The 14,463-nt window shown below is 61.5% G+C and carries 13 protein-coding genes; 7 read left to right on the top strand and 6 right to left on the bottom strand.

The annotated features are described in order from the left end of the window. The first annotated feature begins 86 nt into the window (after positions 1-86). Together AB4097_RS12195 and AB4097_RS12190 are read left to right on the top strand one after the other, a co-directional pair. Positions 87-590: a YcgN family cysteine cluster protein gene (locus AB4097_RS12195; protein WP_442039824.1), complete on the top strand. Its 504-nt coding sequence runs from the start codon at positions 87-89 to the stop codon at positions 588-590. 244 nt (positions 591-834) lie between these two features. Further along, positions 835-2,226 (top strand): M10 family metallopeptidase, encoded by a 1,392-nt coding sequence (locus tag AB4097_RS12190; protein WP_442039823.1) that lies wholly within the window; start codon positions 835-837, stop codon positions 2,224-2,226. A 294-nt stretch (positions 2,227-2,520) separates the two neighbouring features. Here the strand turns inward: AB4097_RS12190 and AB4097_RS12185 are convergent, their stop codons facing one another. The 6 genes from AB4097_RS12185 to AB4097_RS12160 all read right to left on the bottom strand — a co-directional run bounded on the left by AB4097_RS12185 (position 2,521) and on the right by AB4097_RS12160 (position 9,056). Beyond that, on the bottom strand, positions 2,521-2,868 hold the full coding sequence (locus AB4097_RS12185; RefSeq protein WP_442039821.1) for a hypothetical protein: 348 nt from the start codon (positions 2,866-2,868) through the stop codon (positions 2,521-2,523). A gap of 92 nt (positions 2,869-2,960) precedes the next feature. Next, positions 2,961-4,043, bottom strand: coding sequence for an AI-2E family transporter (locus tag AB4097_RS12180; protein ID WP_442039819.1), 1,083 nt, complete (start codon positions 4,041-4,043; stop codon positions 2,961-2,963). 792 nt (positions 4,044-4,835) lie between these two features. Then, on the bottom strand, positions 4,836-5,426 hold the full coding sequence (locus AB4097_RS12175) for a DUF2939 domain-containing protein (RefSeq protein WP_442039817.1): 591 nt from the start codon (positions 5,424-5,426) through the stop codon (positions 4,836-4,838). Positions 5,427-5,584: 158 nt separating this feature from the next. Beyond that, the gene (locus AB4097_RS12170; RefSeq protein WP_442039815.1) at positions 5,585-6,673 is read right to left on the bottom strand and encodes a TRAP transporter substrate-binding protein; all 1,089 of its coding nucleotides are present in this window, start codon (positions 6,671-6,673) and stop codon (positions 5,585-5,587) included. Positions 6,674-6,834: 161 nt separating this feature from the next. Next, positions 6,835-8,733 (bottom strand): HWE histidine kinase domain-containing protein, encoded by a 1,899-nt coding sequence (locus AB4097_RS12165; protein ID WP_442039813.1) that lies wholly within the window; start codon positions 8,731-8,733, stop codon positions 6,835-6,837. Between the two features lie 128 nt (positions 8,734-8,861). Further along, positions 8,862-9,056: a hypothetical protein gene (locus AB4097_RS12160; RefSeq protein ID WP_442039811.1), complete on the bottom strand. Its 195-nt coding sequence runs from the start codon at positions 9,054-9,056 to the stop codon at positions 8,862-8,864. Between the two features lie 161 nt (positions 9,057-9,217). Here AB4097_RS12160 and AB4097_RS12155 point away from each other — a divergent pair, with 161 nt between their 5' ends. From AB4097_RS12155 to AB4097_RS12135, 5 genes are all read left to right on the top strand, one after another. Continuing rightward, positions 9,218-10,249 carry an endonuclease/exonuclease/phosphatase family protein gene (locus AB4097_RS12155; RefSeq protein ID WP_442039809.1) on the top strand — a complete coding sequence of 344 codons (1,032 nt, stop codon included), beginning with the start codon at positions 9,218-9,220 and terminating at the stop codon, positions 10,247-10,249. 283 nt (positions 10,250-10,532) lie between these two features. Further along, positions 10,533-11,081 carry a hypothetical protein gene (locus AB4097_RS12150; protein WP_442039807.1) on the top strand — a complete coding sequence of 183 codons (549 nt, stop codon included), beginning with the start codon at positions 10,533-10,535 and terminating at the stop codon, positions 11,079-11,081. Beyond that, on the top strand, positions 11,038-12,342 hold the full coding sequence (locus AB4097_RS12145) for a DNA-packaging protein (RefSeq protein WP_442039805.1): 1,305 nt from the start codon (positions 11,038-11,040) through the stop codon (positions 12,340-12,342). Before AB4097_RS12150 ends, AB4097_RS12145 begins: the two co-directional genes overlap by 44 nt. A gap of 532 nt (positions 12,343-12,874) precedes the next feature. Continuing rightward, a complete protein-coding gene (locus AB4097_RS12140) occupies positions 12,875-13,162 on the top strand; it encodes a hypothetical protein (RefSeq protein ID WP_442039803.1) in 288 nt (95 codons plus the stop codon). A 108-nt stretch (positions 13,163-13,270) separates the two neighbouring features. After that, positions 13,271-14,446 (top strand): phage portal protein, encoded by a 1,176-nt coding sequence (locus AB4097_RS12135; protein ID WP_442039801.1) that lies wholly within the window; start codon positions 13,271-13,273, stop codon positions 14,444-14,446. Positions 14,447-14,463 lie beyond the last annotated feature (17 nt).

The following is a 14,463-nucleotide window of genomic DNA, read 5'->3' as shown; positions in this document are numbered from 1 at the left end:
TTTACCTCTTCCGAAGGATAGGCCGCCCCGTTGTGCGGCCGAGCACCTTCCCTCAAACCGCCTCAAAGAGACGTCAAAGCGCCCACATGCCAAATGCCGCACCCCTCGCTCTCCCTCAGCCGGAAGAGCAACCCTTCTGGCGCGTGAAGCCGCTCGAAGCCATGGCCTCGGACGAGTGGGAGAGCTTGTGCGACGGCTGCGGTCGCTGCTGTCTCGTCAAGCTCGAGGACGAGGATACGGCTGAGGTGATGTACACGGATGTAGGCTGCACCCTCCTGAATGACCAGACCTGTCGCTGTCGAGATTATACGAACCGCCAGGCCAAGGTGGCCGACTGCGTGCGCCTGACGCCACAGGCCGTGCGGAGCCTCTCCTGGCTGCCAAATACCTGCGCATACAGGCTGCTGGCTGAGGGACACGATCTCTATTGGTGGCACCCGCTGGTTTCAGGGGACCCCGAGACGGTTCATGCAGCAGGGATCTCCGTGCGCGACCGGGTCGCCGGCCCGGAGGAAGAATTCACCATCTCCGAGCTTCTGGAGCGGATCACCGATTGGCCGATGGAGGATCCAAGCCTCCGTGGGGAATGAACGTTCGGGGGGCAAAGCGTCGCAGACTTGGATGGTGCGAAAGCCCGACGCGATCTCCTCCTCCCAGGGGAAGACACGCAAAGTCGCTGAATGATTGCAGTGTACCCGAAATAAAATCCGCTCACGAAACCGACGAATACCTCTTTTGGAGTAATTGCCAGCATCGCGTTCAAAGGCAACCCTTATCGGTCTTGGATAAGTTCTAATCTCTTATTTTAAGATTAATTTCCGAATAGGGTGTTTTATGTCTGCTATTGCTACTTTCGGCCGGGCTGGAAATGCGTATATCGACAGCGTTCTTGGCGATTATAAATGGGCAGCCAACAGCGTAACCTATAGTTTTCCGACGAGCGGATCGGTCTACGGAAATCCATACGGCTCAGGAGAAAACATTACGCACTTCGCGAGCCTCGGCTCCGTTCAGCAGACAACCGCCCGCAACGCATTGAACGCCTATGCCTCCGTTGCGAACCTGTCCTTCACGCAGATGAATGAAACGTCTAAGCAGCACGCCGATGTGCGCTTGGCCATGTCGGATGCGACACCGACCGCTTGGGCTTATCTCCCCTCAACGGCAGCGGAGGGCGGAGATGTCTGGTTCAATGTCTCCAACAGGTACTTCACCAGCCCGGAAAAGGGCAATTACGCCTACATGGTCTTTCTGCACGAGCTCGGGCATACGCTTGGGCTCGAACATACGCATGAAGGCAATATCATGCCGCAGGACCGAGACTCGCTGGAGTACACGGTCATGAGTTACCGCTCCTATGTCGGAGGATCGACGACATCAGGCTACACGAATGAGCCCTTTGGATACGCGCAGTCGCTCATGATGTACGACATCGCGGCCGTGCAACACATGTACGGCGCAAATTACGCCACGAACAGCGGCAACTCGACCTATGCTTGGAATCCAGCGACGGGCGAGATGACCATCAATGGCGTAAGTCAGGGGACGCCCGGCGAGAACAGGGTCTTCCTGACAATCTGGGATGGCGACGGCGACGACACGTATAACCTCTCGAACTATACAACCAATCTCAAGATCGATTTGCGGCCTGGTGAATGGACTAAGACATCCAACACTCAGCTTGCGAAACTGAACTGGGACGGCTCGAAGGTCGCCGTCGGCAACGTTGCCAATGCCTTGCTCTATCATGGCGATACGCGCTCTCTCATCGAGAACGCCGTGGGCGGCTCAGGCAACGATTCATTGACCGGAAACGAAGGCAGAAACCACCTCATTGGTGGTGCAGGAGCGGACAAGCTATACGGACTTGACGGGGCAGACATCCTCGAAGGCAACGCCGGAGCCGATACGTTCTTCGGGGGCAGCGGTGCGGACATCTTCGATTTCAATTCCCGCAGTGATTCTCTCTCTAGTGCACGCGATACAATCCAGGATTTCGTGCGAGGCACCGACCACATCGACCTGCGCACCATCGATGCCAATACCGTAAGCAGTGGGGATCAGGCGTTCTCGTTCATTGGGGGCGCAGGCTTTACGGGCCACGCAGGTCAGTTGAACTTCACAGGCGCTGTATTGGCGGGAGATGTGAACGGCGACAAGATTGCGGATTTCCGCATCAACGTCACAGGCATCTCGATGCTGAAATCCGCCGACTTTTATCTCTGATAAGAGTTCATGGGGTTGCGCCGATGAGCGAGTGGATCGATTTCGCCCAATGGCAGAACTGCATGCAGATGGAACGACCCGGTCTCGTATTCGAAGTCCGGAACGGCGAGGGGCGGAGCTTGCTGACCACCTGCACCGTTCCGCTTCAGCTGCCATCCGATTGGAAATCGCCACCTGTGCAATTCCGTCTGGTCCAGGAGCCGAAGCCGCGTCATTCGAACCCTATCCCAAGACCGCAATCCTGAGATTGCGCGGAGAAGCAGGCGCTAATTCATAAGATTGGGATGCAGGGTTTTATTGTGGGGAGTTCCGGCGGCGCGACGTGACCGTTGGATTTGTCCCCTGGGCGACCTGCAGACAGGTGAGCATGTCGACATAGCTCGGCGTGCCGCCGATCTGCGCCTCCCCCGCGCAGGTGGTGCGCAGTCCCTCGGGCGCGCCACCCCAGATCTCCCGAAGCTGTCGTTCCGCCGCAGTCTCGTCCCTCACGCAGCTCTCGTATGGGTTCGTATCCTGCGGTGTGAGAGGCAGAGCCTCCTTGCAGGTCGCCTCGACATTGAAACGGGGAAGCTGCTGGGCCGTAGCGGGAACGCTTGCAAGGCTTCCAAGCAGCGCAATCGTACCGAGCATATATGCCTTCATGACAGCCTCCCTGGGCTATGCGTTGCTTCAACCCCTTGGTGGATCGAACACGGTACGTATTCCAGCGCTCAGGCTGTGAGCTCATCAGAAGGTTACGTGCTCGCCTCCTTCTGTTTGTCATTGCCAGACTCGCCCGGGACTACGGTGTGCTCCCCGAGAGTTTCGCGCACATAGAGCTTCTTGACCAGAACGTAAGCAACCACGGCCAGCGGGAAGCCGAAGATTAGGCCGAATGCGCCGAACAGGGCGCTGCCGGTCAGGATGGCGAACAATGCCAGAGCGGGAGGAATGCTGATGACGCTGCGCGCCACGAGGGGAAAGATGACGTTGCCTTCGATCTGCTGAATCACGATGACGGCGAGAACGGTCCAGAGCGCCGTCTCTCCGCTCACGCCGAAAGCGATTAGCACGGCAGGCAGCGCTCCCAGGATCGGGCCGAGAAACGGGATGAAATCGGCTAAGCCTGCGATGAGACCGAGTGCGATGGCGGAGGGCAGGCCGATCAGCCAGAAGGCTATCGTAGAGAGAATCGCCACACAGGACATGGCGATCAACTGTGCCGTGAGCCACAGCCTCAGGGCTTGTCCGGACGCCTGCAGCGAACTTTCCACGCGGGCATGGTGGCGGATGGGAAAGAGCTTCACGAAGCCTTGCTCATAGACACGCGGCGCGGCCGCGATGTAGAGGCCCGCGAGCACCACCAGGGCGAAGTCTGCAAGTCCATTGAGAATAGCGCCGCCTATCCCGGCCAGGCGGGCCGCCATTCCGCCGACGGGCGCATTGCTCATGATCTCCGAGAGGTCGTCGCTGACTGCACCGAGGCCGAGTTGCTTGGCAAAGTTGTCGATGGCGAGGGGAAGCTGGTCAACCACGCTCGAGAACTGAGATCGCACCTGCGTTCCGAACAGCGCGATGATAGCAATGAACAATGCGAAGATGACCAGGGCAGCCACAGTCAGGCTCCAGCGTCCAGGAACCTTGAGGTAGCGCACGAGCGCATCTGACGCCGCGTGCAGCAGGATTGCCACGAGGACGGCGCCGAAAGCGAGAAGGAGAACGTCTGAGAGCTTCCACAGCAAGAGGGCGAGCACCCCGATCCCGAGCACGATGAGGGTCTTTCGGATGAACTCCGCGTCTCCCATAAGCCCCCGGACGGAACGGTTTCGATCATCCATCGTTTACGCCTCACCTTCGACCTTGTGACAATCAAAGCGGCCGAGCTCGGTTCCCTCCGCTGAGAGCGACGGATGTCGGGGTTAATGCACTTCTCGTATTTACATATTAATTCGTGTTGTTCTTGTCGAAGTATTTACTCCGTCGGAACGTATTCCCGTAATCGCGGTTATAGTGTCATGGAGGGAATGGAAATGACCTCACAAGTCATCTGTTTTATTCTTGGCACTGTGTTTCCTGTTGCCATGGTTGGTTGGCTGTTCATCCATTAATGAACATTCCCAATACTATTCCATGGAAGAGGAAGTGCCGGAATTTGCGTTCAAGTCCCGCGTAACGAAAAGCCCGCCTGTCATCTCAGGCGGGCTTTTCGGCGTCTTGGATCCCCAACGCATTATCGGACAAGCTCCGTGCAGGCCTGATTCCCGTGAACATCGACCGAGCAGGTCCGCTGCCTGATGGAACCGGTGGTCGCTGCATCCGGTACCACGACAATATGCTGCCCAGCTTGAGTCCTGGCACTCTGCTCGGCCAAACCTCCCGCGATGCCGCCGACGCCCGCCCCGACAACGGAACCCACGGGGCCCCGACGATGGCGCCCGTCACGGCTCCGGTTGCAACGCCGGCAGCCGTACCTTCCTGTGCCGAAGCAAGTTGTGGGACAATTGAAAGAGAAGCGGCGGTGATGATGAAAGCAACTTTACGCATAACTCGTTACTGCATCGGATGTTGCTCTGACAGAGAACGCCCTCGTTATGTTCAAGGTTCCTGGAACAGAGTAGAGGCGGGATCTTCTACTTCGTCGCGGCTGCCGCGCGCTTGGTCAATTCTTTTCTAAGTGTCTCGGGAAGTTCTATTCCGGTCAGTCGCCATGTGGCGCTGCTCAGGCGGAGCGTGATCCTGAACTGCCGATCCTTCTGCTCGTCCGCCGGAAGCGGGATGGTGATGGCGCGGAAACCTTGCGTCTCCGACAGGATGAATGTCCGCCAAGCTTTTTCGAAAGACGCGGCATCGAAGCGCAGAGGAAAGAAAAGCCCGTTGGCGACCGCCGCCCCGCCGGATTGCTGCAATTGCCCGTCGTCGAGAAGGTCGATGAGAGCCTGCGGCGTGATGAGTTCCTCGAGAACAGGGTTGAGCGTTGCGGTTCCGGCCTGAGCGGCTGTTTGCGGGTCGAGCCCTCCAAGATCCTGCGTCTTCAGGAACTGGCCGAGAATCTGGCGGGCGAGGGAGGCGCGAAGCGCGTTGAAGTTCACCCGCTCCGTGATCCGGTCGATATCCTTGGCTTCGACAGCTTTGGACAAGTCGTAGAGCGCGACGAAGGGTGAGACCATGAAGATGGCCCAAGCCAGAAAGAGGAGAAAGCTGATCCGCAAAGTCCAGCGCATCGTTCAGGTCGTGCCTTTGAATGGAAGGAAGGGCTTGCCGTAGGGTTGGAGCCGTCAGGGACAGTAACTTGCTCCGGATGAACTCATGTGGGGACGATGCGGCCAACAAAAAAGGGCGACCTTCCGGTCGCCCTTTTGAAGATTGATCTTAAGTGAGATCAGCCGCGAGCACGGGCGCGGATCATGAAGGTATCATAGGCGTATTCGGCCACTTGGAACCAGAGGTATTCTTCGTTCCGGAAAGCCTTGACCGCGTCGATGACCTTCTTGAAGTCGGCGTTCTTGGCCGAGACTTCGTCGAAGACCTCATTGGTTGCCTTGTAGGCGGCCTCGAGGATTTCCTGCGAGAACGGACGCAGCTGCGTGCCGGATCCGAGCAGGCGGCGCAGGGCGGCGGGGTTCCTGGCGTCGTACTTGGCCAGCATGTCGTTGTTGGCATAGCCGGCGGCTGCGGTCAGGATTGCCTGGTACGACTTCGGGAGTTCTTTCCACTTGCCCTGGTTGACGAAGAGATGGATTGCGGGACCACCCTCCCAGAAGCCCGGATAGTAGTAGTACGGCGCGACTTTCGAGAAGCCGAGCTTCTCGTCGTCGTAGGGGCCGACCCACTCGGCGGCGTCGATGGTGCCGCGCTCGAGCGACGGATAGATGTCGCCGCCGGGGATCTGCTGCGGCACGGCGCCGAGCTTCTGCATCACGAGGCCGGCGATGCCGGCGATGCGGATCTTCAGGCCCTTCAGGTCCTCGACGGTCTTGATCTCCTTACGGTACCAGCCGCCCATCTGCACGCCGGTGTTGCCGGCGGGCATGCCGTAGAGGTTGTGCTTGGCGTAGAACTCGTTCAGCAGGTCGTTGCCGCCGCCCTGGTAGAGCCAGGCGTTCATCTGGCGGGCATTCAGGCCGAAGGGGGCCGCCGTGCCGAGGGCGAAGGTCGGATCCTTGCCGAAATAGTAATAGGAGCAGGTATGACCAAGCTCGACCGTGCCGTTGCCGACGGCGTCGGCGATCTGAGGCTGGCCGACGATTTCACCGGCCGCGAAGGGCTGGATCTGGAACTTGCCGTCCGTCGCCTCGGAGACGAACTTGGAGATCACTTCGGCCGCGCCGTAGATGGTGTCGAGGGACTTGGGGAAGCCTGATTGCAGGCGCCACTTCAACTCGGGCATCGACTGGGCGATGGCCGGGGCGGCCACTGCGGTCGCGGCGGCACCCACCGCGGCGGCCTGCATAAACTGACGACGTTTCATCGCTTTTTCCTCTCTGGATCGTGACATTCGTCACTTGGCTCTTGACCGTGACTTTCGCCACTTGCGCCCTATTGACACTAAATTAGGTTGCGTTCGCAAGAAGCCTGACGGCTCTATCGACTAATGATCTATGCGCCTTTTGAAAACGTGCTTCGTCCTGCTCAGGAAAGCGGCACGTCGACGGTGCAGATGACCCCGTCCGGATCGTAGTTAAGCACGACGGTGCCGTTCAGCTCCCGGGCCAAGCCGTCCTGGATGAGACGCGACCCGAAACCCTTGCGGGACGGAGGCTCCACCGGAGGGCCGCCACGTTCTTCCCAGCGCATCGACAGGCGCGAGCCTGGCGAACCGGCGATGATCGACCAGGAGATGCGGACGCCGCCCGATGCGTTTCTCAAGGCCCCGTACTTGAGGGCATTGGTGAAAAGCTCGTGCAGGACCATGGAGAAGCTGAGGGCGATCGACGGCGAAACCCGAAGGTCCGGCCCTTCGATCTCGATGCGGCGGCACTCCGCCTCGTTGGTCCGGTAGGGTGTGCACGCCTCGGCCAGAACGTCTGAAAAGTCGGCTCCTTCCCAGTTCTCCCGCGTCAGCACGTCATGGGCCCGGGCGAGGGCGAAGAGGCGCGCCTCGAAACTGGCGCAGGCGGCAGGAAGGACCTCGATGCTCTGTGCCCCTATGCTGCGAAAGCTTTGCGCCGCGAGGGACTGGACCGTGGCGAGCGTGTTCTTCACCCGGTGATTGAGCTCGTTGAGCAGAAGCCGCTGATGCTCTTCCGCGCGCTTCTGATCGGTGATGTCGAGCTGGATTCCATCCCAGACGATATTGCCGTTCGGAAGCTTGCGGGGCGCATCGACGATGCGCTGCCAGCGGATCTCGCCGGTCTTGGCATGGCGGATGGCGAACTCGAGGTCGAGCGGCTTGAGCTGGGCATGCGCTTCCACCTGCGCACGATAGACCGGCTCGCGGAACTCGGGGAGGATGAGATTGAAGAGAAGACTCTGATCCTTGGGGACCATGTCAGCCGGGATGCCGTTCAGCCGCTCGCAACTGGCGGAGACGTAGATGAAGCGCCGGCCCTCGTAGCCGACGCCGTTATCCATCTGATAGACCATGCCGAGGGGGAGATTGTCGGCCAGGGCGCTGATCTGCGCCTGGCGCTCGCGCATTTCCTCCTCGGCGCGTTTGTGATCCGTGATGTCGATCTGAAGGCCATCCCAGACGTGGCTGCCGTTCGGCAACTGGCGGGGCGTCACGATCAGGCGATGCCAGCGGATTTCCCCGGTCTTCCCGTGGCGCATCTCGAATTCCATGTCGAATGCCTTGTGTTCGCGAACGGCTTCGACCTCCTTGGCCAGCATCCGCTCGCGGTACTGGGGCAGAACGAGTTCATAGAGGAGGGAGAGGTCGGCCTGCACCTTCTCGGCCGGGATGCCGTTCACCTGCTCGCAGGTCTTCGAGATGTAGAGGAGCTTGCGGTCCTTGTAATCCGCCGCATCGTTGAGCTGGTAGAACATGCAGGCGGGCGCATTGTCCGTCAGGGAGCTGAGCCGCGCCTGGCTCTCGCGCAGCTCCTCCTCGGCGCGACGGCGGTCTGTCCAGTCGCGAAAGCTGACGCCGAGACCCCCGTTATAGGGGAAGACGTGGAATTCCAGGTAATGTCCCTGGCGTCCCACTGCTTCGGACTCGAAAGACAGGGGCTGCCCCGTGGCAAAGACCTCCTCATAGCGCCGCCGCAGATCCGTGCCTTCGGATTCAGGGAACACGTCCCAGATCATCTTGCGCAGCAAGTCATGGCGAGGAACGCCGAAGTAACTCTCGGCCGCGCGGTTGATGTAGCTGAACCGCCACTGGGTATCGAGGGAATAGAATGCATCCCCGATGCCTTCCAGCACCACGGAGAGCTGGGCCTGCACCTTCGCTTCGATCGTGTGTGCAAGGGCCTGTTGCAGGGCGCTGTCGAATGCGCCTTTCGGTCGCTCGGAAACAGAGGCGGCGAAGTCGCCGGTGAGCTGCTCCAGATCGACGGTTGAAGTCAAAGCGGTGCCGGGCATGGTCATTTATGAAACGTAATCACGAAACGTCATTTATAGCAACGCTTCTACATTTCAATGACGCCGCGGTAGTTCCGTCTTCTGGGCGCCTTGCAGCCTGCCCGATGGCTTCACTTCGTCCGATCCTGCGAAAATCAGGCTTCCGTATGGGTCCGGCCCTTGTCGAAGCTCGGGTTCTTCGGAATGCTGAAGGCTTCCGCGGCGCAGATCAGCATGAACAGGGCAATGACGCCGCCGATCTCGGCCACGCTGACGAGAATGGAGGAGGGGTCGCCCACATAAGCGAAAGCGCCCATGGCGAGCGCGGAAACAGCAGCCCAAAAGATCATGGGCCTTCTCCCCTGCAAAGCTTGATGCGCACACATAACGGCTTAGGTCCCAATAAGTTCCTAAGCTCGGGCGGAAAGATTCCTGAGGCATGCCGTTACGGCAAGTGCAAAATGCCCTAATTCCAGACTTTCGGTAAATCTTTTTTCGAACCGTTCGTTCCATGCGCCCTGTCATCCGTCAGGTTGTCCCGAAACTTCATGCTCCGGAGGCCTCGATATTGGGGGATGCGCGGCGGGCCGAGCCCCGGGGCGAGGATGCCCACCGGGCGTTCCTCTCGCGCATCCCTGCCTTTCGCGCCATCGAGCAAGGGCCGCCGACGCGGCCGCTTCCATGGCCCGGTTCGCTGAGAATTGCGGCGTTCAATACGGAGCGACTGAAAGATCGGCCGGCGGTTCGCCATCTCATGAGCCGGGCCGGCGCCGACATCGCCCTGCTCAGCGAAGTCGATCTCGGCATGGCGCGGTCCGGGAACACGCATAACATCCGCGATCTCATCGCCGGGACGGGAGAGGGCTATCTCTACGGCGTCGAATTCGTGGAACTCGACCTCGGAGACCGAGAGGAGATTCGCGCCCATGCGGGCGAGCACAATGCCTGCAGCCTCCATGGCAATGCCATCGTGTCCGCATTGGGCCTCGAGGCGCCGCACCTGATTCCGCTCGAAGAGAACGGGTTGTGGTTCTCAGGCTTCAAGGGCACGCAGCGGCGAATCGGCGGACGGATCGCACTGGCCGCCCGCGTTTCCGGGGCACCGGCGCCGCTCTGGATCGTCAGTACCCATCTTGAAAGCAAGTCCGATTCGGCGGATCGTCGGGCGCAAATCCAGGCCCTTCTGCGGGCTCTCGACACGATCGCTCCTCACGAGCCCTGCGTGATCGGCGGCGATTTCAACACCAAGGCTTTGCCGCGTGGGGAGGACGACAGGGACCTCCTGCTCTCGGCGCCCGAGCGAGATGAGCCTCTGTTCGCCGACCTGCGCGATGCTGGCTTCGAGTGGCAGCATGCGAATCTCGCGCTGCCGACTCAGACGCCGGGGCCGACGAACAAGCACGAGCCGCCTTTCGGAAAGCTCGACTGGCTGGTCGTGCGCGGCCTTGCGGCGGCAAATCCGCAGGTCGTCCCGGCGCGGGACGGGGAGGGCAGGGCCGTGTCGGATCACGAGATGATCACGGTCGATGTGAGCTTCTGGTGAGCGAGAGGCTCCGAATTGTCCGTAAAAGCCTTAGTGGATGTGATTGGTCGTTGTCTGGCGCTCGTGGGCTGTGGATCAAGCCGAGCGAAGGGCAGAAGGAGATCGAGCAAATCCCCGCCGGGCCCGGATTTTCAGAATGTTTCAGAATTACCTTGACAGCGTGACGCTCCTAGAGTACAAAACGTGAACACTGACGAAGTGTGAATGCAGCCCCCGCATCACGGTTTCGGTGTCCCTTCACCGCCCAGCGCCTCCGCCTGGGCGGTTTTTTGTTGGCTTGAACATGCCCCAGAGAATCGAAATCACCGACGAGCAGAGGCGGCAGGCTTGGGAGATCTATGCCCGCGAGCCGAGCAAGCATCTGCCTGACATCCAGAAATTTCTCGGTGTCAGCGCAGGCACCTTCGTGCGGATGCGCCAGCGCTGGGGTTGGCCATCGCGCCAGGCCGCGCTCGAGGAGAACGCCTTGAGCAAGGCCGCGAAGGATAAGGGCGGCGCTGCGGGCCTTCATAAGGCCGCCGAAGCGTCCGTGAACGATGCGGCCCGGGCTCTCGCCCAGGCGACCCGGGTGCAGATCGACGCGCTCATGGACGAGCAGCGCACCGGACGCGCCAAGGATCACGACAAGACGGCCCGACGGCTCGCCTCCTATGCCAAGACGCTGGCGGCCGCCCGGGCCCTTCTTGAACAGGAAGGCTCACCGCTCGATGACTGCGAGCATCATGACAAACCAAGACGCAGCCTCCACGAGCTGCGCGACGAACTTGCTCACCATCTTAACCGGGTTATTGCGGAAGAGGAGGCTCGCGGATGCGACGGCATCCTGGTCTGAACACGATTTCGAACAGGTTCTGCGCCATTGGCCTGTCCGCTGCCGCCCCGAGCAGCGACTGCCCGGCCTCGCGCGCACGCACGATCCCTGGACGACGTGGCTGATTCTCGGCGGGCGAGGGGCGGGCAAGACCCGCACCGGCGCCGAATGGGTGCGCGGCATAGCACTGGGTGCGCCCGATTTCGCCCATCAATCGTCCCGGCGCATCGCACTGATCGGCGAGACGTTTGCCGATGCGCGCAACGTGATGGTGGAAGGGCCTGCGGGCATTCTCTCCATCCACGGTCGCCGTGAACGTCCCGCATGGTCGCCGTCCCTGCGCAAGCTCGAATGGGCAAACGGCGCCTTGGCGCATGTGTTCTCGGCCGAGGATCCTGATTCCCTTCGCGGCCCCCAGTTCGATGCCGCCTGGGCCGACGAGCTGGCCAAGTGGAAGCACGTGGAGGAGACTTGGGACATGCTGCAATTCGGCCTTCGCCTCGGAGCACATCCGCGCCAGATGGTGACGACGACACCGCGGCCGATCCCGCTCATCAAGCGTTTCCTCGCCGATCCATCGGTGGCGGTGTCGCGCGTGCGCACATCCGACAATGCGGAGAACCTGGCGCCGGCCTTTCTCGATACGGTCATGCGCCGCTATGCGGGCACGCGTCTCGGGCGGCAGGAACTCGACGGCGACATCATCGAGGATCGTCCGGACGCCTTGTGGACCCGCGACGTGATCGAGGCGAACCGGGTTTCCGTCGCGCCGGCGCTTGTTCGCATCGTCGTTGCCGTCGATCCGCCCGCCTCATCGTCGAAACGCGCCGATTCCTGCGGGATCGTCGCGGCCGGCATGGACGAGAGCGGCATCGCCTATGTGCTCGAGGATGCGACGGCCGCACACCTGAAGCCGCCGGAATGGGCCGCGAAGGCCGTGGCGCTCTACCGAAGGCTCGAGGCCGATGCGCTCGTCGTCGAGACGAATCAGGGCGGCGAGATGGCGACCGGCGTGATCCGCGAGGTCGACCCGTCGGTGCCCGTCATCGGCGTACGCGCGACGCGCGGCAAATACCTGCGCGCCGAGCCGGTCTCCGTGCTCTACGCGCAGAGCCGCGTGCGCCACGTGGGGGCGCTGCCGGAGCTCGAGGATGAACTCTGCGATTTCGGCCCCGGCGGTCTCACCTCCGGCCGCTCGCCCGACCGCATGGACGCGCTCGTCTGGGCCCTGACCGAATTGATGCTGCGGGAGAAGCGGCAGCCGCGCGTGCGGGTGTTGTGATGGATGTGCGGTTTCGGCTTTCTGCTCCCTGCTTTCTAAGCCCTCATCCTGAGGGCCGCCGACGGCGGCGTCTCGAAGGACGAGGGCGCTTCCCGTGTTCTCTGGAACCTCCTTCGAGACGCCGCTGACGCGGCTCCTCAGGATGAGGTCGAGAGGAGAGGAATGCGATAGTCATAACCGATTGCAGATAGCGTGAAAAAAACGCCCCAGCCGAAGCACGGCGTTCACGCACGTCTCCAGCCGGGGCGCCGTGACTCCCGTAGGGGCAAGAGACGGAGCCACGGTGCATAAGCTATGCGGCTTCGTGCGATCATCAACGTCCTCTCATGGAGTGAGTCTTTGGGGCATCAAGGCCCGAAAGTGGACACCCCTTTCGAGCGCGATGTTTCAAGCCTCGACGAGGGAACCGTTCGGAGATCAGGAATGGGGGCCGTTCGCCTGAAGGCTGGGGCGGATGGCAGTCCATCCGTGCCGATCCGCCCCGCCATCTTCCTCATGCCGTCCCGAATAAACGATCAGGACGACAGAGCTCGTGAAACTGATGGTCGCGCCAGCCAAGTGGGGGGACCAGCTCGGCTGGCGCGTGAATGTCGCCGGATGCCCCGCAACATCTGAAGATTACCGCATGAGTTGTGACCGCCCAATGACAATGGGGCAGGAATTGCCTGCTCCTTCGGCATCGCATGCGGAAGTTGTTGGCAATCTGAATCGCGCGAAGGCAGAGATGTGCCAGTGTAGCGCAGATGGGATGCTTGTCTCGGACCGTGATGACACACTCGACGTCATCACGGGCCTTGTGCCGGTGATCCCGATTGAATGAAACGCCGAGCCTTTTGGGATCGAGATGGCCGGCACAAGGTCGGCCATGACGTCTGCGGATTACGGTTTACTTTTATCCCTTCATGCCCTTTTCGGGTAGGAGTTTTCCATGCTCAATCGACTGACCCGCTGGCTTCAGGCGCCGCCCGAGGCCAAGGCTTCGCGCGTGCAAAGCGCCATCGCGCTGTATGTCGCCGGGCGCGCCGTGTGGACGCCGCGCGATTACGCGGCACTGTCCCGCGAGGGCTTTCAGAAGAACGCGATCGTGTATCGCGCCGTGAGGCTCGTAAGCGAGGCGGCGGCATCGCTGCCGCTGGTGCTCAAGAGCGAGGACCGGGAGCTGTCGGCGCATCCGCTGCTCGCCTTGCTCTCACGGCCGAATGCCCGCGAGACCGGACAGCGCTTTCTGGAGAGCCTCTACGGCCACCTCATGGTGTCCGGCAACGCCTATGTGGAAGCAGTGAGCCTCGACGGTGCGCCGCACGAACTCTACTGCCTGAGGCCCGACCGGATGCGCGTTGTGCCGGATGCAGACGGCTGGCCGGTCGCTTACGAATATGCGGTCGGCGCGCAGACCGTGCGCTTCGCCATCCACGACGACGAGACGTTGCCGCCGATCCTGCATCTCACGTTGTTCCATCCGGCGGACGACCACTACGGTCTCTCGCCCATGGAGGCGGCCGCGACTGCGCTCGACATCCACAATGCGGCGGGCGCTTGGAACAAGGCGCTCCTCGACAACGCTGCGCGCCCCTCCGGCGCTCTCGTCGTCGGCGGTTCGACGCTCACCGACGCGCAATTTGACAGGCTCAAAGGCGAACTCGAAACCAACTATCAGGGCGCCGGCAATGCGGGCCGTCCGCTGCTCCTCGAAGGCGGGCTGGATTGGAGGCCGCTCTCGCTCTCGCCGAAGGACATGGACTTCGTCGAGGCGAAGGCTGCCGCGGCAAGGGAGATCGCGCTCGCCTTCGGCGTGCCGCCTCTGCTGCTCGGCCTTCCCGGCGACAGTACGCATGCGAATTACGCCGAAGCCAACCGCGCCTTCTATCGGCAGACGGTGATTCCGCTCGTGAAGCGCACGGCGGAATCGCTGTCGCACTGGCTCGGTCCGGCTTTCGGCGAAACGCTGCGGCTCGAACCCGACCTCGACGCCATCGAGGCGCTCGCCGACGAACGCGAAAGCCTCTGGCGCCGCGTCTCGGCCGCGACCTTCCTGTCCGACGACGAGAAGCGCGAGGCGGTGGGGTACGGGCGCGCTGCGGGACGCAAGGGGAGGCGGGCGTGAAAGCGATCGCCACCATC

The sequence above is a fragment of the Microvirga sp. 2MCAF35 genome (assembly GCF_052115545.1).
GTDB lineage: Bacteria > Pseudomonadota > Alphaproteobacteria > Rhizobiales > Beijerinckiaceae > Microvirga.
This window is presented reverse-complemented; position numbering and strand designations above follow the sequence as displayed.